At 70.0% G+C, this 23,764-nt stretch carries 28 protein-coding genes; 23 read left to right on the top strand and 5 right to left on the bottom strand.

What is annotated here, in order from left to right:
• Positions 1 to 16: 16 nt before the first annotated feature.
• The 8 genes from ABH926_RS02550 (at position 17) to ccsB (ending at position 8,268) form a co-directional block, all read left to right on the top strand.
• The gene (locus ABH926_RS02550; protein WP_370363592.1) at positions 17 to 1,456 is read left to right on the top strand and encodes a sugar MFS transporter; all 1,440 of its coding nucleotides are present in this window, start codon (positions 17 to 19) and stop codon (positions 1,454 to 1,456) included.
• 18 nt (positions 1,457 to 1,474) lie between these two features.
• Positions 1,475 to 1,894 carry a hypothetical protein gene (locus ABH926_RS02545; protein WP_370363591.1) on the top strand — a complete coding sequence of 140 codons (420 nt, stop codon included), beginning with the start codon at positions 1,475 to 1,477 and terminating at the stop codon, positions 1,892 to 1,894.
• Positions 1,895 to 1,946: 52 nt separating this feature from the next.
• The gene (hemL, locus tag ABH926_RS02540; RefSeq protein WP_370363590.1) at positions 1,947 to 3,266 is read left to right on the top strand and encodes a glutamate-1-semialdehyde 2,1-aminomutase; all 1,320 of its coding nucleotides are present in this window, start codon (positions 1,947 to 1,949) and stop codon (positions 3,264 to 3,266) included.
• Positions 3,267 to 3,306: 40 nt separating this feature from the next.
• Positions 3,307 to 3,960 carry a histidine phosphatase family protein gene (locus ABH926_RS02535; RefSeq protein ID WP_370363589.1) on the top strand — a complete coding sequence of 218 codons (654 nt, stop codon included), beginning with the start codon at positions 3,307 to 3,309 and terminating at the stop codon, positions 3,958 to 3,960.
• 106 nt (positions 3,961 to 4,066) lie between these two features.
• Positions 4,067 to 4,651: a TlpA family protein disulfide reductase gene (locus tag ABH926_RS02530; protein WP_370363588.1), complete on the top strand. Its 585-nt coding sequence runs from the start codon at positions 4,067 to 4,069 to the stop codon at positions 4,649 to 4,651.
• 10 nt (positions 4,652 to 4,661) lie between these two features.
• Complete coding sequence (locus ABH926_RS02525) at positions 4,662 to 5,486, top strand: cytochrome c biogenesis CcdA family protein (protein ID WP_370363587.1); 825 nt, start codon at positions 4,662 to 4,664, stop codon at positions 5,484 to 5,486.
• Positions 5,487 to 5,506: 20 nt separating this feature from the next.
• Complete coding sequence (locus tag ABH926_RS02520) at positions 5,507 to 7,222, top strand: cytochrome c biogenesis protein ResB (RefSeq protein ID WP_370363586.1); 1,716 nt, start codon at positions 5,507 to 5,509, stop codon at positions 7,220 to 7,222.
• 47 nt (positions 7,223 to 7,269) lie between these two features.
• Positions 7,270 to 8,268 (top strand): c-type cytochrome biogenesis protein CcsB, encoded by a 999-nt coding sequence (gene ccsB / locus ABH926_RS02515; protein WP_370363818.1) that lies wholly within the window; start codon positions 7,270 to 7,272, stop codon positions 8,266 to 8,268.
• 60 nt (positions 8,269 to 8,328) lie between these two features.
• On the opposite strand, the gene ABH926_RS02510 is transcribed toward ccsB, so the two are convergent.
• On the bottom strand, positions 8,329 to 9,027 hold the full coding sequence (locus tag ABH926_RS02510; RefSeq protein WP_370363585.1) for a DUF4230 domain-containing protein: 699 nt from the start codon (positions 9,025 to 9,027) through the stop codon (positions 8,329 to 8,331).
• Between the two features lie 279 nt (positions 9,028 to 9,306).
• On the opposite strand from ABH926_RS02510, the gene ABH926_RS02505 reads away from it, so the two are divergent.
• Positions 9,307 to 10,752, top strand: coding sequence for a hypothetical protein (locus ABH926_RS02505; RefSeq protein WP_370363584.1), 1,446 nt, complete (start codon positions 9,307 to 9,309; stop codon positions 10,750 to 10,752).
• Positions 10,753 to 10,875: 123 nt separating this feature from the next.
• Here the strand turns inward: ABH926_RS02505 and ABH926_RS02500 are convergent, their stop codons facing one another.
• Positions 10,876 to 11,277 (bottom strand): PLDc N-terminal domain-containing protein, encoded by a 402-nt coding sequence (locus ABH926_RS02500; RefSeq protein ID WP_370363583.1) that lies wholly within the window; start codon positions 11,275 to 11,277, stop codon positions 10,876 to 10,878.
• Between the two features lie 110 nt (positions 11,278 to 11,387).
• On the opposite strand from ABH926_RS02500, the gene ABH926_RS02495 reads away from it, so the two are divergent.
• From ABH926_RS02495 to ABH926_RS02465, 7 genes are all read left to right on the top strand, one after another.
• Entirely contained in the window at positions 11,388 to 12,869 is a 1,482-nt protein-coding gene (locus tag ABH926_RS02495) for a menaquinone biosynthesis decarboxylase (RefSeq protein ID WP_370363581.1), read from the top strand.
• 29 nt (positions 12,870 to 12,898) lie between these two features.
• The gene (mqnP, locus tag ABH926_RS02490) at positions 12,899 to 13,840 is read left to right on the top strand and encodes a menaquinone biosynthesis prenyltransferase MqnP (protein ID WP_370363580.1); all 942 of its coding nucleotides are present in this window, start codon (positions 12,899 to 12,901) and stop codon (positions 13,838 to 13,840) included.
• A 38-nt stretch (positions 13,841 to 13,878) separates the two neighbouring features.
• A complete protein-coding gene (locus tag ABH926_RS02485; protein ID WP_370363579.1) occupies positions 13,879 to 14,100 on the top strand; it encodes a hypothetical protein in 222 nt (73 codons plus the stop codon).
• Positions 14,097 to 14,432, top strand: a complete 336-nt coding sequence (locus ABH926_RS02480; RefSeq protein ID WP_370363578.1) for a type II toxin-antitoxin system PemK/MazF family toxin — start codon at positions 14,097 to 14,099, stop codon at positions 14,430 to 14,432. Before ABH926_RS02485 ends, ABH926_RS02480 begins: the two co-directional genes overlap by 4 nt.
• A gap of 30 nt (positions 14,433 to 14,462) precedes the next feature.
• Entirely contained in the window at positions 14,463 to 15,101 is a 639-nt protein-coding gene (locus ABH926_RS02475; RefSeq protein ID WP_370363577.1) for a UbiX family flavin prenyltransferase, read from the top strand.
• 70 nt (positions 15,102 to 15,171) lie between these two features.
• Complete coding sequence (locus tag ABH926_RS02470; RefSeq protein ID WP_370363576.1) at positions 15,172 to 15,657, top strand: DUF3291 domain-containing protein; 486 nt, start codon at positions 15,172 to 15,174, stop codon at positions 15,655 to 15,657.
• Between the two features lie 609 nt (positions 15,658 to 16,266).
• Positions 16,267 to 16,737 carry an Lrp/AsnC family transcriptional regulator gene (locus ABH926_RS02465; RefSeq protein ID WP_370363575.1) on the top strand — a complete coding sequence of 157 codons (471 nt, stop codon included), beginning with the start codon at positions 16,267 to 16,269 and terminating at the stop codon, positions 16,735 to 16,737.
• Positions 16,738 to 16,824: 87 nt separating this feature from the next.
• Here ABH926_RS02465 and ABH926_RS02460 read toward each other — a convergent pair whose 3' ends face one another.
• Positions 16,825 to 17,748 carry a hypothetical protein gene (locus ABH926_RS02460; RefSeq protein ID WP_370363574.1) on the bottom strand — a complete coding sequence of 308 codons (924 nt, stop codon included), beginning with the start codon at positions 17,746 to 17,748 and terminating at the stop codon, positions 16,825 to 16,827.
• Positions 17,749 to 17,875: 127 nt separating this feature from the next.
• Here ABH926_RS02460 and mqnE point away from each other — a divergent pair, with 127 nt between their 5' ends.
• From mqnE to ABH926_RS02435, 5 genes are all read left to right on the top strand, one after another.
• Positions 17,876 to 19,036, top strand: coding sequence for an aminofutalosine synthase MqnE (gene mqnE / locus ABH926_RS02455; protein WP_370363573.1), 1,161 nt, complete (start codon positions 17,876 to 17,878; stop codon positions 19,034 to 19,036).
• Positions 19,037 to 19,209: 173 nt separating this feature from the next.
• Entirely contained in the window at positions 19,210 to 19,437 is a 228-nt protein-coding gene (locus ABH926_RS02450) for a hypothetical protein (RefSeq protein WP_370363572.1), read from the top strand.
• Positions 19,415 to 19,963, top strand: coding sequence for an N-acetyltransferase family protein (locus tag ABH926_RS02445; protein WP_370363571.1), 549 nt, complete (start codon positions 19,415 to 19,417; stop codon positions 19,961 to 19,963). The genes ABH926_RS02450 and ABH926_RS02445 overlap by 23 nt, the downstream gene beginning before the upstream one ends.
• A gap of 46 nt (positions 19,964 to 20,009) precedes the next feature.
• Positions 20,010 to 20,423 (top strand): DUF4229 domain-containing protein, encoded by a 414-nt coding sequence (locus tag ABH926_RS02440; protein WP_370363570.1) that lies wholly within the window; start codon positions 20,010 to 20,012, stop codon positions 20,421 to 20,423.
• Positions 20,424 to 20,525: 102 nt separating this feature from the next.
• The gene (locus ABH926_RS02435; protein WP_370363569.1) at positions 20,526 to 21,416 is read left to right on the top strand and encodes a menaquinone biosynthetic enzyme MqnA/MqnD family protein; all 891 of its coding nucleotides are present in this window, start codon (positions 20,526 to 20,528) and stop codon (positions 21,414 to 21,416) included.
• A gap of 47 nt (positions 21,417 to 21,463) precedes the next feature.
• On the opposite strand, the gene ABH926_RS02430 is transcribed toward ABH926_RS02435, so the two are convergent.
• Positions 21,464 to 21,715 (bottom strand): type II toxin-antitoxin system RelE/ParE family toxin, encoded by a 252-nt coding sequence (locus tag ABH926_RS02430; RefSeq protein ID WP_370363568.1) that lies wholly within the window; start codon positions 21,713 to 21,715, stop codon positions 21,464 to 21,466.
• Positions 21,712 to 21,969, bottom strand: a complete 258-nt coding sequence (locus ABH926_RS02425; RefSeq protein ID WP_370363567.1) for a type II toxin-antitoxin system Phd/YefM family antitoxin — start codon at positions 21,967 to 21,969, stop codon at positions 21,712 to 21,714. The genes ABH926_RS02430 and ABH926_RS02425 overlap by 4 nt, the downstream gene beginning before the upstream one ends.
• A gap of 157 nt (positions 21,970 to 22,126) precedes the next feature.
• Between ABH926_RS02425 and ABH926_RS02420 the strand changes: the two genes are divergently transcribed.
• Together ABH926_RS02420 and ABH926_RS02415 are read left to right on the top strand one after the other, a co-directional pair.
• The gene (locus ABH926_RS02420) at positions 22,127 to 22,681 is read left to right on the top strand and encodes a PaaI family thioesterase (protein WP_370363566.1); all 555 of its coding nucleotides are present in this window, start codon (positions 22,127 to 22,129) and stop codon (positions 22,679 to 22,681) included.
• Positions 22,682 to 22,747: 66 nt separating this feature from the next.
• Positions 22,748 to 23,710, top strand: a complete 963-nt coding sequence (locus tag ABH926_RS02415; RefSeq protein ID WP_370363565.1) for a DUF1152 domain-containing protein — start codon at positions 22,748 to 22,750, stop codon at positions 23,708 to 23,710.
• Positions 23,711 to 23,764: the final 54 nt, after the last annotated feature.

Here is a 23,764-nt window from a genome sequence, read left to right as displayed (position 1 = left end):
CCGCGATGCGTGACATGTGAGCGCCACCCCTCCTGAGCCCGTCCTGCGGGTCCGGCACGACAGCTGGACCCGCTTGCTCTACCTCCAACTCGGCGCCTTCGCCTTCTTCCTCTACGCCTTCAGCCCCTCCATCGCCCTGCTCAAGGACGACCTCCACCTCTCCGCGGGGGTGGCCGGGCTGCACAGCACCTGCTACGCCGCCGGCGTCACCGTCGGCAGCCTCAGCGCGCCCTGGTACATCCGCCGCACGGGCGGCTTCCGCCCCGCACTGTGGTGGGGCCTGGTCGGCCTGGCGCTGTCGGTGGGTCTGTTCTGCGCGGTGCCGTCTTTGACGGTAACGCTTCCGGCGGCTGTGATCTGCGGAATCTTCGGCTCCCTGCTGTGCATAGCCGTACCCGCGGCCCTGTCCCGGGCGCACGGCCCCGAAACCGGCCCGGCGGCGATCACGGAGGCGAACGCGGTCGCGGCGTTCGTGGGCATCGCCGCGCCGCTGGCGGTCGGCGGCGCGGACGCGGCCGGGCTCGGCTGGCGTACGGCGCTGCTGTCGGTGGCCCCGCTGAGCGCGCTGCTGTACGTGGTGCTCGGGCGGGTGCGCGAGCCGGATTGGTGCGCGAACGAGCCGGAGTCGGTGGCCGTCGGCGAGGGCGTTGAGGCTTATGGGCTCGGGATGGTGGACACGGCCGGTGCGGCGGACGAGGTCGGCGGGGCGGCCGGCCGGTTCGGTACTGGCGCCGAGACCGGTGGCGTGACCGTTCAACTCGCCGAATACGCCGCCGCGACCCGCGCTGCCGAAGTGGCCGGCTCGTCTGGCGGTACCACCGGGACCAGCGCTCTGTCCGCGACCGTGCCGCCGCCCCGCGCCGCCGTCGACCCTCCCGCCACCCGCGCCGCGACCTTCCGCGACCTCCCACGCCGCTTCTGGCTGAACCAGGTCGCGGGCGTCTGCGCCGGGGCCATCGAGTTCTGCCTCACCCTCTGGTGCGCGACCCTCCTGCGAGACCGCGCGCACCTGTCGGCGGGCGTCGCGGCGACCGGCGTCACAGCCGTCGTCGCGGGCATGGCCCTGGGCCGCGCGATCGGCGGCCGCCTGGCGCTGCGGGTCCCGATCGACCGCCTGATCTTCGCCGCCTTCGGCACCAACCTCGTCGGCTTCGCCCTCTTCTGGGCCACGCCGAATCCGGTGCTCATGTTCGGCGGCCTGGCGGTCGCCGGCCTCGGCGTGTCACTCCAGTTCCCCCTGCTGTCGGCCCGCGGCATCGAGATGTCCGGCGGCGAGGCGGAACTGGCCGGCGCGGTGAACATGTTCGGCAGCGGCATCGCGGTGGGCACGGCCCCGTTCGCGCTCGGATTCCTGTCCGACCGCGTCGGCATCCACACCGCCTACCTGCTGCTCCCGGCGTTCATCGTGGCGGCGGTGGCGGCTGTGGCCGCGTCGCGGCAGACGGCTACGGGCTGATCCGGGCATCATCCCGCCATGACGTACTACCCCGACCTGGCGCCCTACGACTACCTCCCGGACACGGTGTCGGCCGGCGTGGAACTCCTCACCGTCGGCTGGCTCGAACCAGGCCATGACTTCCCGACCGCCGACGAGGAGCCCGATCCGGTGTTCTGGCAGAACCTCGTCACCTTCGTCGCCGACCACCCCGTCGCCGTCACCCGCAGCGTCCACGGCTGCCGCTTCCGCCACCTCTTCGAGGCCGACTACCAGTACCGCGCCGTCTACGGCACCCGCGTCCTGTACCTCGGCAGCGCCGAGATCCGCGTGGTCGCCGCCGACGGCCGGCAGCTCACCGCCCCGACGCTGGTCGTCCACTACGTCCGCGACCACGGTTACCGGCCGCCGGCGGCGTTCGTCGAGGCCGTGACCGCGATGCGGGTCGCCCCCGAGTGAGCGGGGCCACCGCGATAGCGGCCGCGGCTTCCGGATCTGAGAGCATGGCGGCATGAGCGCGCATCCGTACGAGCCCCCCGAGACCCAGTCCCAGCACCTGTTCGACCGGGCCCGGGCGGTGACGCCGGGCGGGGTGAACTCCCCGGTGCGGGCGTTCGGCGCGGTCGGGGGGACGCCGCGGTTCATGGCCTCCGGCGACGGTGCGTACCTGACCGATGTCGACGGCAACCGGTACGTCGACATGGTCTGCTCCTGGGGTCCTTTGATCCTGGGTCACAACCACCCCGCGGTGACGGAGGCGGCTGTCAAGGCGCTGCAGAGCGGTGCCAGCTACGGTGCGCCGTCGGCCGGCGAGGTCGAGCTCGCCGAGGAGATGGTCGCCCGGATCGCGCCGCTGCAGCAGGTGCGGCTGGTGTCCTCCGGGACCGAGGCGACGATGAGCGCGATCCGGCTGGCCCGCGGGTTCACCGGGCGGACCAAGATCGTGAAGTTCGCCGGCTGCTACCACGGCCACGTCGACTCGCTGCTGGCCGCGGCCGGCTCCGGGGTCGCCACGTTCGCGCTGCCGGACACCCCCGGGGTCACCGGGGCGCAGGCCGGCGACACGATCGTGCTGCCCTACAACGACGTCGAGGCGGTCACGGCCGCGTTCCAGGCGCACGGCGGCGAGATCGCCTGCCTGATCACCGAGGCCGCGCCGGGCAACATGGGCATCGTCCCGCCGCAGCCGGGCTTCAACCAGTTCCTGGCCGACATCTGCCGCGAGCACGGCGCGCTGTTCATCTCCGACGAGGTGATGACCGGCTTCCGGGCCTCGCGCGAGGGCATGTACGGCATCGACGGCGTGGTGCCGGACCTGATGACCTTCGGCAAGGTCATGGGCGGCGGTTTCCCGGCGGCGGCGTTCGGCGGGCGGGCCGACGTCATGGGCCACCTGGCCCCGGTCGGCCCGGTCTACCAGGCCGGCACCCTGTCCGGGAACCCGGTCGCCACCGCCGCGGGCCTGGCCACGCTGCGCCACTGCACCCCCGACGTCTACAGCCACCTGGACGCCACCGCGCACCGCATCGCCGACCTGGCCTCCGAGGCGCTGGCCAAGGAGGGCGTCCCGCACACCGTCCAGTTCGCCGGCACCATGTTCTCGGTCTTCTTCACCGGCGAGCCGGTGCGGAACTACGAGGACGCCAAGAAGCAGGACACGAAGGCCTACGCGGAGTTCTTCCACGCGATGCTGAACCGCGGCGTGTACCTGCCGCCGAGTTCCTTCGAGGCCTGGTTCGTCTCCGCGGCGCACGACGAGGCGGCGCTCGAGGCGGTCGCCGAGGCGCTGCCGTACGCCGCCCGGGCCGCCGCCGCGGCCGAGAAGTCCTGACCGTCCCCATATCCAGTCCCCGAGAGGAAAAGCCACGAAGATGGCCTCGACCACGACGACCGTCCACCTGATGCGCCACGGCGAGGTCTACAACCCCGACGGCATCCTCTACGGCCGCCTGCCCGGCTTCCGCCTGTCCGACCTCGGGCAGAAGATGGCCGAGCGGGTCGCCGACCACCTGGCCGGCCACGACGTCAAGGCGGTCGTCGCCTCGCCGCTGCAGCGCGCGCAGGAGACCGCGGCGCCGATCGCGGCCCGGCACGACCTGACGGTCGGCACCGACGAGCGGCTGATCGAGGCGGCGAACTTCTTCGAGGGCAAGAAGTTCTCGGTCGGCGACGGCGTGCTCAAGCGCCCGGCGGTCTGGTTCAAGCTGTGGAACCCGTTCAAGCCGTCCTGGGGCGAGCCGTACAAGGAGCAGGTCACGCGGATGCACGCGGCGCTGATCGACGCCGCCTCGCTCGCCCTGGGCCACGAGGTGGTCCTGGTCAGCCACCAGCTGCCGATCTGGATCAGCCGGCTGGCCGCCGAGAACCGCTCCTTCTTCCACGACCCGCGCAAGCGCGAGTGCACGCTGGCCTCGCTGACCTCCTTCGAGATCACCGACGGCCGGATCACCGGGGTCCGGTACAGCGAGCCGGCCAAGGATCTGCTGCCGGTGAAGAACACGAAGAAGTTCGTCGCCGGGGCGTAGCCCGGCGGCGCTGCGCAGGGTCTCCCGGCATGGGCGGAGCGCGACGCTTCGTCCGATTCGGGGACCCTGCCGCAAGCCCGTACGACGCTCATGCGAAACTTTTCACATGCTGCGCAGGACGGATGGAACACGCAGGTCGGTCGTCGTGACGGCGGCGATGACGGCCGCCGCACTGGCCCTCGGCCTGGCCGCCTGTGGCGGGTCGAGCCCGAAGAACAAGGACGGCCTGGGCACCGCCGCCGCGTTCTCCGTCAAGGACCGCAAGGCGTTCCCCATGCTCTCCGGGAGCACGCTCGACGGCTCCAAGCTCGACATGGCCTCCTTCAAGGGCAGGGTCATGGTCGTGAACATCTGGGGATCCTGGTGCGACCCGTGCCAGGCCGAGGCGCCGTACCTGGAGCACGCCAACGAGGCGTACCAGGCCAAGGGCGTGCAGTTCGTCGGCATCGACACCCGTGACAACACCGCCCAGGCCCAGGCGTTCGTCAAGGCCAAGCAGATCAGCTACCCGAACCTGGTCGACGACGGCAACGAGACGCTGCTGACCAAGCTGGCCGGGATCACCTCGCTGGGCTCGGTCCCCTCGACGCTGATCATCGACAAGAACGGCGACCTGGCCTGGCGCGCGCTGCGCCCGGTGAACTACGCCGACCTGTCCGCGGCGCTCGACACCGTCCTGTCGGGCAAGTGAGCCCCCGGCTATGAGTGCCACCGCCGCCGTCCTCACGCACCTGGCCTCCAGCTACACCTCCACCGAGTCGCGGGTGGAGTACGGCAGCTTCCTGGTCGCCGTGCCGATCGCGCTGGCGGCCGGGCTCATCTCGTTCATGTCGCCGTGCGTGCTGCCGCTGGTGCCGGGCTACCTGTCGTATGTGACCGGACTCACCGGTGTCGATCTGGGCAACCAGACGCTCGACGAGGCGGCGCGGGCCCGGCGCGGCCGGATGACCGCCGGCGCGCTGCTGTTCGTCCTGGGCTTCAGCATCGTGTTCGTGCTGATCCAGGCGCTGGCCGGCTGGAGCGCGCCGTTCATGCTGGAGAACAAGCGCACCATCCAGATCGTGCTGGGGAGCCTCACGGTCCTGATGGGCCTGTCCTTCGCCGGCGTCCTGCCCGGTGTGATCAGCCGGGTGTTCAACCGCGAGGCCCGGTTCCACACCGACCCGCGGGTGGGCCTGGCCGGCGCGCCGCTGCTCGGGATCCTGTTCGGGTTGGGCTGGACGCCGTGCCTGGGCCCGACGCTGTCGGCGGTCTCCTCGCTGTCCATCGACTCCGGGAACGCCAGTCGTTCGGTTCTCATCGGAGTGGCGTACTGTCTGGGGCTGGGTCTTCCGTTCGTCCTCACCGCGATCGCGTTCCGCAAAGCGATGGGGGCGTTCGGCTATGTGAAGCGCCACTACCAGGCCGTGATGCGGATCGGCGGCGGCATGCTCGTGCTGATCGGCGTCCTATTGGTGACCGGGCAGTGGGACCACCTGGTGACCTGGCTCCAGGGCCAGACTCCCGGGTTCCAGTCCCCGATCTAGGCAGAACGAGACGTTATCGAATGGCATCGCCCACAGAAGTGCCCGAGATGGACGCGGACAGCCTGACCACGGCGCCGCGGGAGGACGACGCCGGCGGCACCGGCGGCGGTGCCGTCACTGTGCCCAGGCTGAGCTCGCTGGAGATGCTGCGCTGGGCGTGGCGGCAGCTGACGTCCATGCGCGTGGCGTTGATCCTGCTGTTCCTGTTGTCGCTGGCGGCCATCCCCGGGTCGCTGCTGCCGCAGCGCAGTGCCAACACCGACCCGTCGCTGGTGGTCGACTGGATCGCCAAGCACAAGACGCTCGGTCCGCTGCTGGACCACCTGCAGTTCTTCACCGTCTACAAGTCGGCGTGGTTCTCCGCGATCTACCTGCTGCTGTTCGTCTCGCTGATCGGCTGCATCCTGCCGCGCACCGCTCAGCATCTCAAGGTGCTGCGCAAGCCGCCGCCGGCCGCGCCGCGCAACCTGGCGCGCATGCCGGCCCACTTCCGCTGGAACGACACCTCGGGCACCTCCGTCGAGGACAAGCTCGGTGCCGCGGAAGCGGAGCTGAAGAAGAAGCGCTTCCGCGTGGTGCGGGGGACGGACGCCGACGGCGGCGGGTGGGTCTCGGGGGAGAAGGGCTACCTGCGCGAGGCCGGCAACCTGGTCTTCCACCTGTCGCTGGTGGGCATCCTGGCCGGGTTCGCGGTCAAGGGCTACTTCGGCTACCAGGGCAAGGTCGTCATCACCGAGGGCGACGGGTTCACGAACATCTCGATGAACTACGACGACCACACCTTCGGCGGCGGCGTCGACCCCGACAAGCTGCCGCCGTTCGGGCTGACCCTGGACAAGTTCACCGCGACCTACGAGCCCAACCACGACGCCCCGGACTACGGTCAGGCCCGCTCCTTCACGGCCGACGTCACCTACAACTCCTCGCCCACGGCGCCGAAGAAGAAGGCGACGCTGAAGGAGAACAGCCCGCTGAGCGTCGACGGCGTCAACATCTACCTGAGCAGCCACGGCTACTCGCCGATCATCACGGTCCGGGACAAGACCGGCAAGGTGATCGTCGACCACCAGCCGGTGGAGTTCTTCGACTCCGGCGCGATGGGCCTGGGCTCGGGGATCTACAAGGTCAAGAACGGCTACATCGACAAGTACGGCAGCCCGCAGCAGCTGGGGCTCTCGGGCATCTTCATCCCGGACTACCCCGGCGAGATGGTCCCCGGCATGGGCGCGGTCTCCCTGTTCCCGACCGCCTCGAACCCGGCGCTGGTGCTGAGCGCGTACTCCGGCGAACTCGGGCCGAACCCGGGCGTGTACACGATGGACGTGACCAACGCGCAGCGGGTGAAGCTGCCGAACGCGCAGGACCCGACGAACCCGTCGGTGATCCTCACCCTGGACAAGGGCAAGAACACGGTCCAGCTGCCCGACGGCACCGGGAGCATCGAGTTCGACGGCGTGCGGCAGTGGGCGCAGTTCGACCTCAACCACGACCCGTCGAAGATGCTGGTCTTCGTCTCGGCCATCGGCATCATCGTCGGGCTGCTCGGGTCGCTGGGGATACGGCGGCGCCGGGTGTTCGTGCGGGTCCGGCCCGCCGAGGAGAAGTCCGGCCAGGGCCAGAACGCGGTGCGGGTCGAGGTGGCGGGGCTGGCGCGGGCCGAGGACGCGCGGTTGCGGGACGAAGTGCGGGGCGTGGGCAGAAGCCTGCGTCCTCCGAAGGCGGGAGTCCGGAAGTGATCAACGAGTCCCTGGCGAGGTTCTCGAACTACGCCATCTACGGCGCGATGTTCGTGTACCTCATCGCGTTCTTCGCCTACACCGCGGAGTGGGTGTTCGGGCGGTCGTCGTCGTTCGTGGTGGAGAAGGCCGCGAAGGTTCCGGCGCAGGCCGCGGTGCTGGTCGGGGCCGGCGGCAAGAGCACCGTGCCGGACGATTTCGACGGCCTGGACGATCTGGACGATCTGGACGACCGGGCGGACGCCGACGAGCCGAACCCGGCCATCGACGGCGGCAACGTGCGCGCCATCACCGCGGGCGGCATCGCGGTCAGCACCACGGTGCTGGGTTTCGTGCTGCACGTGATCGGCGTGGTCTGCCGCGGCCTGGCCGCGCACCGCGTGCCGTGGGGCAACCTGTACGAGTTCACGATCGCCGGCTCCGCCGTCGCGATGGCGCTGTACGTCGGACTGCTCTTCCGCAAGAACGCGCGCTGGCTCGGGGTGTTCGTCACCGGCGTGATCGTCGCGATCCTCGGCCTGGCCATGGAGGTCCTGTACAAGGACGCCGAGCAGCTGGTCCCGGCGCTGCACTCGCCGTGGCTGGTCGTGCACGTGGCCGCCGCGGTGCTGTGCTCGGGCATGTTCACCGTCGCCACGGTCGCCACGGTCCTGTACCTGTTCAAGACGAACTACGAGACCAAGGCGAAGCTGGGCACCGCGAAGCCGAACTCGATGTGGAAGCGCGTGCCCTCGGCGATGAAGCTGGACCTCACCGCCTACCGGATCCTGGCGTTCTCCTTCCCGGTGTGGACCTTCACCGTCATCGCCGGCTCGATCTGGGCCGAGCGGGCCTGGGGCCGCTACTGGGGCTGGGACCCGACCGAGACGTGGGCCTTCATCACGTGGGTCGTCTACGCCGCCTACCTGCACGCGCGCGCCACGCGCGGCTGGAAGGGCCGCGGCGCCGGGATCATCGCGCTGCTGGGCTACGGCTGCTTCATCTTCAACTACTTCGTGGTGTCGATCTTCGTGAACGGCCTGCACTCCTACGCCGGGGTGAAGTAGCCGCGCGAACGTGGAGCGGCGCCGGGCGGATCGCCCGGCGCCGCTTCGTTCTCGCTGTTCCTACGAGAAGTTCACCGTGACCGTGCCGGTGAATCCCAGCGACGTCAGCAGGCTCTGCAGCATCTGCTTGGTGTCCTTCTCGGCGACCGACACCAGGGAGCTCTTCGCGGCCGCGCCGTCGATCTGCTTGGTGGCCTCCACCAGCAGCGGCTGCACCTGGTTCGGATCGCTGTTGAAGAGCCGGTCGAAGACGCCCTGCTGTTGGCCGATCACGTACGACTTGTGCACGTCCAGCGCGGTCGGGTCCAGCACCGGCTTGGGCAGCGTGATGGTCGCCGATAGCCGATCGGGGGACACCTTCACATGATTCGCGTCCAGGTTGCTGAAGTCCACGAAGGCGTCCACGGTGCCGTCGCCGAGGAAGAACGTGTCGCTGCCGGCCAGGAACGACGGCAGCCACGAGGAGTTCTGGACCTCGACCACGACCTGGAACTCGCCGCTGGCCGCCTCGAACCGCTTGAGTTCGGTGATGGACTTCAAAAGCACTGGTCCGCTGCGGGTGGTGGTCGTCTCGCCGAACGGGTTGCTGAAGTGGATCAAGTTCGTGAGGGATCCGAGGACCGCGAGCAGCACCACGACGACGACACCGCCCAGGCCCCAGCGCAAAAGGGTTGAACGCAGTCCGCCACCCTGGGTGCGGACGATGATGCGAGTCTCGTTCTTGGAGCCTTCTCCGGAAGGCTCGACCTTGGCCGCCACAGGCACCCCCTATCACAGTTATCTTATGACCTATGGCCGTTACCCGTGGACGCGCAAAGAGACGCGAGGAGCGTTATGAACGGCGAGAACGTCGGTACGGGACGCCCGGGTGTTTATGGTTCGCCCTGATCTTTCTGGTCGCCATGCTGCTGCTGTCCCTGATGTTCGGCGGCTTCCGCAAAGGCCACCTCCATCCGAATGGGTTGCCGGCGCGCTCTGTGGTGGCCTGTGTCGGGGATTGCCCACATCCGGGCTTCCGTGATCTGAGAGCATGAGTAGGTGAGACCCAAGCCGCGTCGTCAGCCCCACCACTCCTCGCGTCCCGGTGCGCCGAACCGGCGGGCGCATCCGCCCTCGCCGTCCCGGCAGCCGGAGCTGCCCCCGGAGTTCGGGCAGCTCTTCGACGCCCTGGACGAGGTCTACGGCGATCCGCGGACGGTCCGCACCCCGCTGGACGCCGAACTGTGGGCCTCGGCCTTCCTGGGCGGGCTGTGGACCGCGGCGCTGCAGCAGGACGACGAGCCCGAGGGCGCCGAGCTCGGCCTGGTCGAGGTCCTGGAGCTGGTCGGTTCGCCCCGGACGCAGGCAGTGCTGTGCGCCCTGGCGTCGGTGGCCTCCCCGGAGGTCGCGGCCCGCGCCGCCGAGGCCTCGGAGCGGCTGGTCCAGAAGGGCGTCAGGCGCCCGGACTGGTACGGCGCGGCCCTGCAGCAGGTGGAGTTCCTGGAGGCCTGGTCGGTCTCCGACGTGTTCGCCGACGGGGAACTGCTGATCGCGGCCTTCAAGCGGGGCAAGGACCGCTACGCCTTCACCGCGACGGTGGCCAACAACGCCCAGGGCACCGTGGTGGAGGTCCTGCTCGTCGACCCGGCGGACCTGCCCGACATCCTGGCGGAGATCCGCGCCGAGTTCTCCGAGGGCCCCGACGGTGTCTTCTCCCTGGACCGGCTGGAGGCCGGCGAACTGCGGCGCCGGCTGGAGCCGGCGGTCCGCGAGACCCTGGTCGACGAGGACGACGACGAGGAGTACGAGGACGAGGACGACGACGAGGGCCTGGACCAGCTCGAGCAGCTCGACGAGGATCTCGAGGCGGACCCCCGTCTGCAGACCGAGGCGGTCGAGGAGGCCTTCGCCGAGCTGGACGCCCTGGTCGGCGAGAACGAGCCGCACGGCTACCGCGCCGACCTCGTCGACGACGAGGACGAGGAGGAGGACGAGGGCGACGACTTCGCGGCCCTGCGCGCCCTGATGCTCTCCCGCCTGGCGGTCCTGCCCGAGCCCGCGGAACTGCCCGGCGGCGCCGACTTCGGCTACGACCTGGACGACCTGCCGCCGCTGCTGGACGAGTTCACGTCCTCCGACGAGGTGCGCGACCTCCCGCACGCGGCCATCGTCCGGGAGTGGGGCGAGGTGTTCGCCCGTCTCGGCCTCACCGAGTTCGCCGGCGATCCGCCGCTGTACGGCCCGGAGAAGTTCGACACCCTGATCAACGTCCTGATCCCGGCCCGGGTGAACGCCGACGACGCCCAGCTGGAGCTCCTGGAACCGACCGCCTTGGCCTGGGCCCGCTGGTCCACCCGCCGGTTCGGGCTGGCCGAGCCGGTCGCCGAGTACCTGGTCGAGGCGGTCGGCGAGAGCTTCGAGGACTTCCCGCAGTCCTACGCGGACCCGGTGTTCACGATGGACCGGCACATGTTCGGCTTCACAATGCAGTCCTCGGCGGACTGAGCAGCCTTCGGTGAGGAGGAGGGCTGCGGCGAGTAGGGCTGCGGCGAGTAGGGCTGCGGCGAGAAGGGCTTCTGCGAGGGTCGGCGGGCGCCGGCCCTTAGCCCTGGCCCTTAGCCCTGGCCCTCAGCCCTCCGGCCGGTCCTTCTTCAGCTGCTCGCCGAGCCGCCGCAGGAATTCCGGGTCGTCATCCGGCGCCACCGTCCAGGTGCTCGGCGCCGTCCCGGTCCGGCTCCTGCGGCCCGGCGTGTCGACGATCCGCGGCCGCGCCTGGTGCGTCCCGCCGCGCCCCAGCGAACTGAGCAGCCCGGGATGGCTGTCCGTGGCCCGCCGCCGGGGATCGCGCGGCTGCGCGGTCCGGCCACCGAAGATCCACAGCAGCGCGCCGACGTACGGCACCGCGATCAGCACCGCCCAGACCACCTTGGGCAGGAAGCGGACCCAGGGGCGCGGAGTGAGCAGGCAGTCGACCCAGGCAAAGATCGCCAGTGCGATCGGCACCAGCCACTGGACGACGAAACGGAGCAACGCCCACCCTCCCGGGAAGTCGTGGGTTATCCATGTTCAACAGTAACGGTCAAGTGTTCACTGCGGGACCGGTACGGGGGTCTTCCCACCTCTGACACATACTGGTCACCATGGCCTACGACGATCTGCGCTCCTTCCTGAAGGCCCTCGAAAAGCGGGGACAGCTCAAGCGTGTCCGCGCGGAGGTCGACCCGCACCTGGAGGTCGGAGAGATCACCGACCGGGTGCAGAAGGCTCCGCGGGAGGACCACCACGCAAACAGCGCGTTGTTGTTTGAGAACGTGCGCGGCGCGCGGACCCCCGACGGCACGCCGATCCCGCTGGCCATGAACGTCTTCGGCACCGAGGAGCGCCTGTGCCTGGCGCTGGGCCTGAAGAACCTGGACGAGATCGGCGAGCGCATCGGCGACCTGCTCAAGCCCGAGCTGCCGCACGGCGTCTCCGGCCTGCGCGACGCGCTGGGCAAGGCCGCGCAGCTGAAGTCCGTGCCGCCCAAGCACGTGAAGAAGGCCCCGGTGCAGGAGGTCGTGCTCACCGGCGACGACGTCGACCTGGACCTGCTGCCGGCCCTGCACACCTGGCCGGACGACGGCGGCTCGTTCTTCAACCTGGGCCTGACGCACACCAAGCACCCCGAGACCGGCGGCCGGAACCTGGGCCTGTACCGGCTTCAGCGCCAGGACAAGCGCACCATCTCGATGCACTGGCAGATCCACAAGGACTCCACCAACCACTACGCGGTCGCGCAGCGCCGCGGCGAGCGGCTGCCGGTCGCGGTCGCCTTCGGCTGCCCGCCGGCGGTCACCTACGCCGCCACCGCGCCGCTGCCCTCGGACATCGACGAGTACCTGTTCGCCGGCTTCGTCCAGGGCAAGCGCGTCGAGCTGGTGGACTGCAAGACGGTCCCGCTCCAGGTGCCGGCCAACGCCGAGGTGGTGCTGGAGGGCTGGCTGGAGCCCGGCGTGACGCTGCCGGAGGGTCCGTTCGGCGACCATACCGGCTTCTACACGCCGGTCGAGCCGTTCCCGGCGCTGACCGTGACCGCGATGACCATGCGCCAGGCGCCGATGCTCCAGTCGATCGTGGTCGGCCGGCCGCCGACCGAGGACGGCCCGCTGGGCCGGGCGACCGAGCGGTTCTTCCTGCCGCTGCTGAAGATCATCATCCCGGACCTGGTGGACTACGCGCTGCCCGAGGCCGGCGGGTTCCACAACTGCGCGATCGTCTCGATCGACAAGCGGTACCCGAAGCACGCGCAGAAGGTGATGCACGCCATCTGGGGCGCGCACCTGATGTCCCTGACCAAGCTGATCATCGTCGTGGACGGCGACTGCGACGTCCACGACTACGCCGAGGTGGCGTGGCGGGCCTTCGGCAACGTCGACTACTCCCGCGACCTCACTGTGGTCGAGGGGGTCGTCGACCACCTGGACCACGCTTCCTATCAGCAGTTCTACGGTGGAAAGGCGGGAATCGACGCAACCCGTAAGCTTCCCGAGGAGGGCTATCACCGCGGTTGGCCGGAGATGATCACCTCCGACCCGATGACCGCGGCGAAGGTCGACCGCCGCTGGAAGGAGTACGGCTTCTGATGTCCGCAGCTCTACCGTCTGCGTCCCCTGTGGAACCCGCGGAACCCACCGGCACCACCCGGGAGGTCAACGAGGCCCCCGAGACCGCCCGGGGCGTCGTCGGCGGCACCCGCGCCTTCCTGCGCCTGGTGCTGATCGAGCACTCGGTGTTCGCCCTGCCCTTCGCCTACATCAGCGCACTGTGGGCGATGTCGGAGACCACCGGCCACGTGAACTGGGCGAAGCTCCTGCTGATCACCGTCGCGATGGTCGGCGCCCGCACCTTCGCCATGGCGATGAACCGCATCATCGACCGCGAGATCGACGCCCGGAACCCGCGCACGCAGATGCGCGAGCTGGTGACCGGCGCGGTGTCGGTGAAGACGGCGTACCTGGGCGCCTTCGCGGCCCTGGCCGTCTTCCTGGCCGCCGCCGCCTCGCTGAACCGGCTCTCGCTCTTCCTGGCCCCGGTGGCCGTGGTCCCGCTGGTCCTGTACCCCTACGGCAAGCGGTTCACGAACTACCCGCACGCCATCCTCGGCATCGCGCAGGCGATCGGCCCGATGGGCGCCTGGATCGGCGTGACCGGCCACTGGTCGTGGCAGGCGACGCTGCTGGGCCTGGCGGTCGGCTTCTGGATCGGCGGCTTCGACCTGATCTTCGCCTGCCAGGACGTCGCGGCCGACCGGGTGATCGGCGTGAAGTCGGTCCCGGCCCGGTTCGGCATCGCCGCGGCGCTGCGCGCCTCGATCGCCACCCACGTGATCACCCTCGGCCTGCTGGTCTGGTTCGGCGTGGTCGCGCACGGCGGCGCGTTCTGGTGGACCGGCATCGCCGTGGTCGCGGCGGCGTTCTGGTACGAGCACTCGCTGGTGAAGCCGGACGACCTGTCGAAGGTGAACCGGGCCTTCTTCACGACCAACGGGTTCGTGGGGATCTCGCTGTTCTGCTTCGCGCTGGTGGACCTGATCGTGGGCGGGCTGGGGGCCTGAGCGGGCGTAGAAGCGTCTACCTCGGGTATACCCGCGGTATGACGACGACGACGATGAAGATCACCACGCGGAACCGGGACAGGCTGGCCGCCATAGCGTCGTCGGAGCTGAACGGCGCGAGCCTTGACAGCGCACTGGAGATGCTGCTGTTCGAGCACGAGTCGTTCGCGGCTCTGGCCCGGCTCACGCCTGAACAACTCGCCGAGATGCGGGCCGAAGCCGAGACTCTCGCCGAAGTCGGCGTCGAGGTTCACGGATGAGCCCAGTCGTCACACCATGGTCGGTGTGGTGGATGAACTTCGATCCGCAGGCGGGCGGGGAGCAGGCTGGTCGGCGTCCGGCGATCGTCGTCGGCTCACAGTTCGCCTGCGCCCTCCCGAACGGACTGATGCTGGTCGTGCCGTGCACGAGTACGGACCGCGGGCTGCCGTTCCATCCCCGCGTCGAGCTGGACGGCCGGGCCGGTTTCGCCATGTGCGATCAGGTCGAGGCGCTGTCGCGAGGGCGGATCGTGGGTCCGCATCGCGGCGTCCTGGCCGATTCCGAAATCGAGCGGATCAAGTTCGTGCTCCGCCGGATCCTTGATGTCTGACCGCCTGCCGACCTGACGGACAATGGATCGGTGACCGCTTCCCGCACCCCCTGGATCGTCGGCGTCTCCGGCGCCTCCGGCACGCCCTACGCCGCCGCCACCCTCCGCGCGCTCCTCGACGCCGGGGAGGCGGTGGACCTGGTGGTGAGCCGGGCGGCGCGGCTGACCATCCTGGACGAGACCGGGGTCTCGTTCCGGGACGGGCACTGGCGGCAGGACCTGGCCGAGTGGCTCGGGTGGGCGCCGGAGGACCCGCGGCTGGACGCGGTGCGGTACTGGCCCGCCGGCGACTTCGCCGCCGGGCCGTCCTCCGGGAGCTACCCGGCCAAGGGGATGGTGGTGGTGCCGGCCTCGACCGCGGCGGTTGCCGGGATCGCCCTGGGGCTGTCCAAGGACCTGCTGCAGCGGGCCGCCGACGTGAACCTCAAGGAGCGGCGGCCGGTCGTGGTCTGCGTGCGGGAGACGCCGCTGAACCGCGGCACGCTGCGGCACATGGTCGAGCTGGACGAGGCCGGGGCCGTGGTGCTGCCCGCGGCGCCGGGGTTCTACGCCGGGCTCAAGGACGTGCAGCAGCTGGTGGACTTCGTGGCGGGCAAGATCCTGGACGTGCTCGGCGTCCCGCACACGCTCTTCCAGCGCTGGCGCGGCGATCTGGGCTCGGCGCGCTGAGGCCGCATAGAGCTGAGGCCGCATGAAGCTGAGACCACACAGACGTGAGCCCTCTGAGTAGCCTGCGCCCATGGACACTCCCGACGCTCTTCTGGGCCCTTTCGAGGGCTTCCACCTGGCCCAGCTGAACATCGGCCGGCTCGTCGCGCCGCTGGACGACCCGGCGATCGAGGACTTCACCAAGAACCTGTCCCGCGTCAACGACCAGGGCAGAGCGATGCCCGGGTTCGTCTGGCTGCTGGAGGGCAGCGATCCCGAGCTCGGCGCCACCGACGTGGCCTGGCCCGGCGACCCCGAGATGTTCGTCAACCTGACCGTCTGGGAGTCCGTGGAGGCGCTGCGCGCCTTCGCCTTCTCCGGGGAGCACCGCACGCTCCTGGCGCGCCGCAAGGAGTTCTTCCAGAAGCTGCCGGAGGCCACCGCGACGATGTGGTGGATCCCGGCCGGCACCATCCCGGCGATCCAGGAGGCGCACGACCGGCTGGCGCACTTCCGCGAGCACGGTCCCACGCCGCACGCCTTCTCGTTCCAGCGGCTGTTCGCGCCGGAGGGCTGAGCCCGCGGGCAGACATCGGAGCGCACGGCAAAGGAGCGCCCTTTCCAGTCCCGGGGGGACGGACTGGAGGGGCGCTCCCGTGGTTCCCGGCCGCCGATCACCCGAGCGCCGATCCCGGGGGGGTGTTGGATCAGCGCGTATGGTCGAGCGTTCGATCACGGGGGGGAGTTGATCGAACGCGACCGGCGGCCGGAGCTCTAAGAGGTGGTACTGGGAATGGTGTGAAGCCGCACCGATTGGTGTCGCCGCAGGTCAGGCCTTGCGAGAGGCCTTCGCGGTGCGCGCCAGCCGGGCCTTGGCCGCCTGCTTGCGCAGGTCGTTCAGGCGGTGGTTCGCGGCCTGCAGCTCGTAGGGGGCGAAGTTCATCGTTGACTCCTTTGATCCCTTGGGCCTAATCTGTTCTACGCCTTAGATTCTAAGGGGTTCGACGCCTTGTGTCCAATTGTTTGAAGGTGAACACGGTCACAGATCGTCAACAGGGGGCGACCGGCGTCCCCGGACGGCCCCGCGCGGGGGCCGGGGTCGCCCGGGGAGCCGATACGCTCGCACGCAGGTGTTGCGGACGCCCCGCGGGTGCGTCCATCGATGCGGATGAGGTGATCAGGAAGCATGGACGCGGTGGACCGCGCCTTGATCGACGCGCTGCGGACCAACGGCCGCATGTCGTACGCAGAGCTGGGACGCCTGGTCAGTCTGTCCGGGCCGTCGGTGACCGACCGGATCAACCGGCTGGAGGGCAACGGCGTCATCACCGGCTACCGGGCGATGGTCGCCCCCGAGCAGCTGGGCCTGAACGTGACGGCGATGATCGGCATCCTGCTGTCGGACTCCGCCGAACTGGACGACGTCGCCTGGCGGCTGCGCGACGTGCCGGAGATCGAGGACTGCTTCTTCGTCGCCGGCGAGGAGTCCTTCCTGCTGAAGGTGCGCGCCGGGCACCCGGAGGACCTGGAGCGCATCATCGGGCGCCTCACCCGGATCCGCGGCGTGGCCCGGACCCGGACCACGGTCGCGCTGTCGACCAAGTGGGAGGACCGGCCGATGCCGCTGGCCGAGCTGGAGGAAGAAGACACCAAGTAGGCCCCGCCGGACGCGGAGAAGGCCGCGCCGGACGATTCGGAAGCGAATCGTCCGGCGCGGCCTTCGTCGCGGCCGTCCGGGTGGCGCTCAGGCCAGCACGATCGTCACCACGATCGCCACGATGCCGATGTGCGAGGCGATCACCGCGGCCAGGCAGGCGTAGCGCCCGGTCGCCGTGGTGTTCTCGTCGGTCAGGTAGGCCGCGGCGGCCACCGCGGCGCCGGTCACCAGCGGCACGGTCAGCAGCGGGGTCAGGTGCGGGATCACCTTCTCCATCTGCGCGGCGAACAGCAGGGCCAGCCAGCTCAGCCCGGCCACCACGGTGAAGCCCCAGGTCAGCCCCAGCGGGTTGAGCCGGCGCCAGCGCAGCAGCCCGCCGATGATCAGGATCATCGCCGGGATCGCCAGCGCGGACAGGGACAGCAGCTGCGAGTTCAGCGTGATGCCCGCGATCGAGCGCGAGGAGCCGCCGCTGGAGGCGGCGCCGCAGGCGAAGGCGATCAGCAGGGACGGGATCGCGCCGATGGCGAAGGCCGTGCCGATGCGCGGACCCAGGGGGAGCGCCGGTCCGCCGGCCGCCGCCGCGGCACCGCCGCCGCTGCCGCCGCCCGCGCGGCGTGCGCCGCCGGAGCGGGCCGGAGCGGCCCGCCGGGAGCCGCCGCGCGGCGGGGCGTCGTCATAGTCGTCGTCGTAGCCGTCACGGCCGTCACGGGCCCCGCGCGGGTCGCGCAGGCCCTCGTCCCCGTCGTAGCGCTCGTAGCCGTCCTGCGCGGGCCCCCTGCCGCGGCTGCCGCCGCGCCCCCGGGCCGGCCCGGGGGCGGCCGGGAGTTCCTCGCCGTAGCCGGTCGGCCGGGGCTGGCCGCCGGAGCGTGGCCGTGGTTGCTGCCCGTACCCGTCGTCATAGCCCCGACCTGCGGGTTGGCGGTCGTAGCCGTCGTATTGCCCGCGGGCACCCCGGTCGTCTCCGGGGTGGGGTCGGCCGGTGGCTCGTCTGGAGGGTGTTTCGGACATGATGACGACTATCCGCTGTCCGGGCGCCGGACCGCAACGTGATCACGCAATCCAGACGAGGTCGTTACGGAAGCCTGCCGTACTCTGCTGTGTGATCAGGACGACGTCGGACGGAAAAGGTGAGGCCATGGACGCCGGGCTCAAGCGCGAGATCGAGGAGAAGGTCCGCGCCGGCTCGCGGCTGTCCTTCGAGGACGGCGTGGCGCTGTACGACACCGATGAGGTGGCCTGGCTCGGCGAGCTCGCGCACGAGGTGCGGACCCGGAAGAACGGCGACAAGGTCTTCTTCAACGTCAACCGGCACCTGAACATGACGAACGTCTGTTCGGCCTCCTGCGCGTACTGCTCCTTCCAGCGCAAGCCGGGGGAGAAGGACGCGTACACGATGCGCATTGAGGAAGCCGTCCGCCTGGCCAAGGACATGGAGCCGGACGGCATCACCGAGCTGCACATCGTGAACGGCCTGCACCCCACGCTGCCGTGGCGCTACTACCCGAAGTCGATCAGCGAGCTGAAGGCCGTGCTCCCCGGGGTGTCGATCAAGGCCTTCACCGCCACCGAGATCCACTGGTTCGAGAAGATCTCCGGCCTGGGCGCCGATGAGATCCTCGACGAGCTGATCGAGGCCGGCCTGGAGTCGCTGACCGGCGGCGGCGCGGAGATCTTCGACGAGGAGATCCGCTCGCAGATCGTGGACCACGCCACGCACTGGGAGGACTGGTCCCGGATCCACCGCCTGGCACACGCCAAGGGCCTGCGCACCCCGGCCACCATGCTCTACGGCCACATCGAGGAGCCGCGCCACCGGGTGGACCACGTGCTGCGGCTGCGCGAGCTCCAGGACGAGACCGGCGGCTTCGCGGTCTTCATCCCGCTGCGCTTCCAGCACGACTTCCACGACAGCAAGGACGGCAAGGTCCGCAACCGGCTGATGAACCAGCCGATGGCCACCGGCGTGGAGGCGTTGAAGACCTTCGCGGTGTCCCGCCTGCTGCTGGACAACTTCGACCACGTGAAGTGCTTCTGGGTCATGCACGGCCTGTCCACCGCGCAGCTGGCGCTCAACTACGGCGCCGACGACCTGGACGGCTCCGTGGTGGAGTACAAGATCACCCACGACGCGGACGACTTCGGCACCCCGAACAAGATGACCCGCGACGACCTGCTGGACCTGATCCGCGACGCCGGCTTCACGCCGGTGGAGCGCAACACGCGCTACGAGGTCATCCGCGAGTACGAGGGGCCGGAGCTCGGGCGGCGGGAAGAGCCGCAGCTGATGACGTTCTGAGCACAGCGGTCTGGTTCGATCACTCGGCGGGATCGGACGATCACGGGCGGCGCACTTCCTTCGGGGTGCGCCGCTCGCGTGCTGTCAGGGGCGCGCCCGGGGTCCGGGAATGATTTGGGAAGCGGCGGCACAGATTTGGGAATCGGCCAACCCGTGCCGCATAGTCCTATCTTGTGAACTTCCGTGATCGTCCCCGCCGTCCCTTCAGCCTGGCCGCCGAGCTGCGCGTGCTGGCCGTCGGCCTGTTCGCGGTGGCCGGCGGCGCGCTGCTGCTGAGCCGGTCGGAGCCGGTGGTGCCGTCCGAGGTGGCCGGCGCGGCGCTGATCGTGGTCGCGGCCACGGTGCTGAACGTCGCCGTGGGCCTGCGCCGGGCCCGGCGTGCCGACGCCGTCGAGCGCTGAGCGGGGCGCGATCGTCGTGGCGCTGACCTTCCGGACCCTCCCCGAGATCGACGACGCCCTGCGCGCGCGGCTCGTCGACATCTGGACCGACGCCACCAACGCCGGCGGCGCCATCGGCTACGTCGCCCCGGTGGAGCGGGAGAGCGTGGACGCCGAGGCGTTCAGGTCCTTCGCGGTCGGGCGGGACCTGTTCCTGGTCGGCTTCCAGGACGGGGAGCCGGTCGCGTTCCTGGTCCTGGTGGACCACCGGTTCCCGCTCAAGGACCACGCGCGCCTGCTCAAGACCGTGGCCGTGGACCCGAAGCACCAGGGCCGGGGCTACGGGGTGGAACTGCTGCGGGAGGCCGAGCGGGTGGCGCGTACCCTCGACGGTGTCGAAATGCTCCACCTCACCTGCCGCGGCGGGCTCGGGCTGGAACACTTCTACAGCAAGTGCGGATACACCGAGGTCGGCCGCATCCCGCGCATGTTGCGGGTCGGTGCGGACGACTACCGGGACGAGATCCACATGGCGATGAGCCTGTAGACCCCGCCCGTGGCTGGTCTCTCATACCGATGGAAGGAGTCGGCGGATGTCTGCCGACAACAAGACGGCTGACAAGGCCGGGCTGAAGGAGGCGGCGGACGCCGCCGGCACGACCACCGTCGACCCGGCCGTCGCCGACGAGCCGACCGAGTCCGAGGTCCTGGCGGCCGGCGCCGCGGCGGCGCAGGGCAAGCACGCCACGATGCGCTACGCGACGCTGCGCATCGGGATCTTCCTGCTGTCGCTGGCGGTGCTGTGGGGCGCCGTCGCGGCGACCGGGCACATCGTGACCGGCAACGGCGTGCTCTACCTGATGATGGGCGCGCTGCTGGTCTCCGGCGTGGCGTCCTTCTTCCTGCTCTCCCGCCAGCGCGACGCGATGTCCGTGCAGGTGACCCGGCGTACCGAGCGCCTGGCCGGGCGGTTCGAGGAGAACGCGGCCATGGAGGACGAGGACTGACACGGCGGGCGCGGCGTGCCGGGGGGCGCGTGTCCGGCTCGCCGCATTAGTCCGAGTGCCCCGGCACTGGACTCCTGATCACGCGGTCGTAACCTGAACCCCGTGGACGAACTCTCCGACGCGCGGCTTGAAGCGCACCTCTCCCAGTGCCGGCGGCGACCCCGCGTCGGGCACATCCAGTTCCTCAACTGCCTGCCCATCTACTGGGGCCTGGTCAACTCCGGCGCGATCCTCGACATGGAGCTGATCAAGCAGAGCCCTGACGTGCTGTCGAACATGCTGGTGGCCGGCGACCTGGACATCGGCCCGATCAGCCTGGTCGAGTACCTGCGCAACGCCGAGGACCTGGTGGTCCTGCCCGACGTCGCGGTCGGCAGCGACGGCCCGGTGACCAGCTGCAACCTGGTCAGCAAGGTCCCCTTCGAGGCCCTGGACGGCGCCCGCGTGGCCCTGGGCTCCACCAGCCGCACCACGGTCCAGCTGGCCCAGCTCATCCTGCGCGAGAAGTACGGGGTGCGCCCCGACTACTTCCACTGTGCCCCCGACCTGGAGCTGATGCTCCGCGAGGGCGACGCCGGCGTGATCATCGGCGACCCGGCGCTGCGCGCCTGGCTGTACGACTCCAACCGCCTCGGCACCAACCTGCTGGACCTGGGCCAGGCCTGGAAGGACTGGACCGGCCTGCCGATGGTGTTCGCGGTCTGGGCGGTCCGCAAGGAGTACCTGGAGCGCTGCCCGGACATCGTCCACGAGGTGCACCAGGGCTTCCTGCGCTCCCGCGACATCTCGCTGGAACACGTCGACAAGGTGGCGCGCCAGGTCGAGCGCTGGGAGCAGTTCCCGGCGGCGCAGCTGGAGGACTACTTCACGACGCTGGACTTCTCGCTGGGCGAGCGCCAGCTGGCGGGCCTGCGGGAGTTCGCGCGGCAGATCGGCGACCAGATCGGCGTGCTGGAGGTGCCGGAGGTCCTGCTGCTGCCGCAGCAGAACTGAGCCGGGGCCGCCGGGCGGCGCCGGAGGGGAGCCGGCGCCGAGGGGGGTTATTCGACGCGGCCGAGGTGGATGACAGTGATGGTGGCGGCTGTCTCATCGATCTCGTAGACCATGCGATACCAGCCGATGCGGATGCGGCGAAGGTCCGGTGAGCCGTATGGCGCGGACCCTTCGGGACGAGGCTCGGAGCGAAGAAGGCCCGCAGCCGCGAGAACCTGCTTCAGGCCCTCCGAGTCGTCGTCGAGGAAGCGGGAAGCCGCGGCGACAGCGCGAGGCTCCCAGATGATCGACCAGGTCATTCCGGCGGCAGCCCGAGCAGCCGGAGGACTTCGTCGTGCGGCACCGGAGTGTCAGGCGTGCCGTTGGCCCGGCGAAGTTTGTACTGTGCCACAGCGAGCGCTTCTTCGATCTCAGCGAGCTCGCTCGGGTTGATCAGTATCGCCGCCGTGTGTCCGTGGTCGGTGATGGCGATCCGCTCACGGCCGTTGGCGGTGCGGCGGACCAGGTTGCCGAAGTTGGCGCGGGCCGTGGTCATCGGGTAGGCGTCACTCATGGATTCATGGTACTGAATCGCGCATATCTCGCAACTTGTGTACACATTTGCTCACTGGACATCCCACCTCCGCTCGGGAACCGCGCGTGGACTAAACTCGTTGTTACTCAGTAGTAGCTAACTGTCCAGTCCACTCGCACCCGGGAGGTACGCGGCCATGACCGAGACCATGGACGGCATCGAGGGTGTCGAGAACACCAGCGCCGACGCGGAGGCCGAACGCAGCCGCACCTACAGCTGGGACGACCCGATGGCCTCCTTCGCCGAGGGCGCGGGCCTGTCCGGCGTGGAGTACCTGCGGGCCATGGCCGAGGGGCGGATACCCAAGCCGCCGATCTCGGAGACGTTGGGCTTCGACGGGCTCAGTGACGTCGCGGAGGGCCGCGTGGTCTTCACCATGACCCCGGCCGAGCACCACTACAACCCGATCGGGTCGGTGCACGGCGGTGTCTTCGCGACTCTGCTGGACTCCGCCTGCGGCTGCGCGGTGCAGTCGCTGCTGCCGGCCGGCGACTTCTACACCTCGCTCGACCTGTCGGTGAAGTTCCTGCGCGGCATGACCAAGGACACCGGCCAGGTGCAGTGCATCGGCACGGTGACGCACATGGGGCGGCGTACCGCGCTGGCCGAGGCGCGGATCGTGGACGGGAACGGGAAGCTGTACGCCAGTGCCACGTCGACCTGCATGATCTTCCGGGCCGGGGACAAGTAGCACCGGACGGCGCGGGGGCGGGAATCGCAGCGCACAGTCCTCAGCCCGCGGTTATCGTCCTCTGCCATGACCACCAGCCTGCGCGAGCTGCCGCTGTTCTCCGCCCTCGCCGACTCCCGCCGCGTCCTGATCGCCGGGGCCGGCGGCGGGTTCGACGTCTTCGGCGGACTCCCCCTGGCCCTGGCGCTGCGGGAGCGCGGCGCCGAGGTCTTCCTCGGCAGCCTGACCTTCGTCTCCTCCGGCTTCAGCCTGGACGCGTGGCTGGCGCCCGACGTCGCGGCCATCACGCCGGCCAGCGGCGGGTTCGCCGAGTACTTCCCGGAGCGCACCCTGGCGCGCTGGTTGAAGACCGTGGGCGAGCCCTCGACGGTCTACTCCTTTCAGCGGACCGGGGTCGAGCCGCTGCGCGCGGCGTATCGGGCCCTGATCGCGCACCTGGACCTCGACGCGATCGTGCTGGTCGACGGCGGGACCGACATCCTGATGCGCGGGGACGAGGCCGGGCTGGGGACGCCGGAGGAGGACATGCTGAGCCTGGCCGTCGTGGCCGGGCTGGACGAGGTGCCGGTGCGGCTGGTTGTCAGCGTCGGCTTCGGGATCGACGCGTACCACGGCGTGAACCACGTGCAGGTGCTGGAGAACCTGTCCGACCTGGACGCCGACGGCGCCTACCTCGGCGCGTTCTCCATCCCGCGCTCCAGCCGCGAGGGCTCGCTCTACCTCGACGCTGTCGCGTACGCGCAGGAGAACACCCCTATGCGGCCCTCGATCGTGCACGGCCAGATCGCCTCGGCGATGCTCGGCGTGTCCGGGAATGTCCACTTCACACAACGCACACACAACAGTGTGCTTTTTGTGAACCCGCTCATGGCGATGTACTTCACAGTCACCGTCGAAGGACTCGCTGCTCGGCACCTCTACTTGCCGCAGTTGGAAGGTACTCGGACCTTCGGACAGATCACCACGATCATCGGGGCCTTCCGCGACGGCCTCGCCGAGCGGCGGATACCCAGACAGTTCCCGCACTGAAGCTCCGAAGTACCCTGGAGAGGCACTTAAGATCCCGGACGAAGGGCACGCCCG

The sequence above is a fragment of the Catenulispora sp. GP43 genome, from assembly GCF_041260665.1.
In the GTDB taxonomy this organism is placed as follows: Bacteria; Actinomycetota; Actinomycetes; order Streptomycetales; family Catenulisporaceae; genus Catenulispora.
The sequence above is the reverse complement of the archived record's forward strand: the minus strand, read 5'-3'. Positions and strand labels throughout refer to the sequence as shown.

Coding starts and splice junctions, on each gene's coding strand:
- ABH926_RS02495 (WP_370363581.1), top strand. CDS start 11,388: ATGGCCTACGACGATCTGCGCTCCTTCCTGAAGGCCCTCGAAAAGCGG.
- ABH926_RS02530 (WP_370363588.1), top strand. CDS start 4,067: ATGCTGCGCAGGACGGATGGAACACGCAGGTCGGTCGTCGTGACGGCG.
- ABH926_RS02525 (WP_370363587.1), top strand. CDS start 4,662: ATGAGTGCCACCGCCGCCGTCCTCACGCACCTGGCCTCCAGCTACACC.
- ABH926_RS02440 (WP_370363570.1), top strand. CDS start 20,010: ATGTCTGCCGACAACAAGACGGCTGACAAGGCCGGGCTGAAGGAGGCG.
- mqnE (WP_370363573.1), top strand. CDS start 17,876: ATGGACGCCGGGCTCAAGCGCGAGATCGAGGAGAAGGTCCGCGCCGGC.
- ABH926_RS02535 (WP_370363589.1), top strand. CDS start 3,307: ATGGCCTCGACCACGACGACCGTCCACCTGATGCGCCACGGCGAGGTC.
- ABH926_RS02520 (WP_370363586.1), top strand. CDS start 5,507: ATGGCATCGCCCACAGAAGTGCCCGAGATGGACGCGGACAGCCTGACC.
- ccsB (WP_370363818.1), top strand. CDS start 7,270: ATGTTCGTGTACCTCATCGCGTTCTTCGCCTACACCGCGGAGTGGGTG.
- ABH926_RS02420 (WP_370363566.1), top strand. CDS start 22,127: ATGACCGAGACCATGGACGGCATCGAGGGTGTCGAGAACACCAGCGCC.
- ABH926_RS02470 (WP_370363576.1), top strand. CDS start 15,172: ATGGACACTCCCGACGCTCTTCTGGGCCCTTTCGAGGGCTTCCACCTG.
- ABH926_RS02425 (WP_370363567.1), bottom strand. CDS start 21,969: ATGAGTGACGCCTACCCGATGACCACGGCCCGCGCCAACTTCGGCAAC.
- ABH926_RS02415 (WP_370363565.1), top strand. CDS start 22,748: ATGACCACCAGCCTGCGCGAGCTGCCGCTGTTCTCCGCCCTCGCCGAC.
- ABH926_RS02545 (WP_370363591.1), top strand. CDS start 1,475: ATGACGTACTACCCCGACCTGGCGCCCTACGACTACCTCCCGGACACG.
- ABH926_RS02460 (WP_370363574.1), bottom strand. CDS start 17,748: ATGTCCGAAACACCCTCCAGACGAGCCACCGGCCGACCCCACCCCGGA.
- ABH926_RS02465 (WP_370363575.1), top strand. CDS start 16,267: ATGGACGCGGTGGACCGCGCCTTGATCGACGCGCTGCGGACCAACGGC.
- ABH926_RS02480 (WP_370363578.1), top strand. CDS start 14,097: ATGAGCCCAGTCGTCACACCATGGTCGGTGTGGTGGATGAACTTCGAT.
- ABH926_RS02485 (WP_370363579.1), top strand. CDS start 13,879: ATGACGACGACGACGATGAAGATCACCACGCGGAACCGGGACAGGCTG.
- hemL (WP_370363590.1), top strand. CDS start 1,947: ATGAGCGCGCATCCGTACGAGCCCCCCGAGACCCAGTCCCAGCACCTG.
- ABH926_RS02430 (WP_370363568.1), bottom strand. CDS start 21,715: ATGACCTGGTCGATCATCTGGGAGCCTCGCGCTGTCGCCGCGGCTTCC.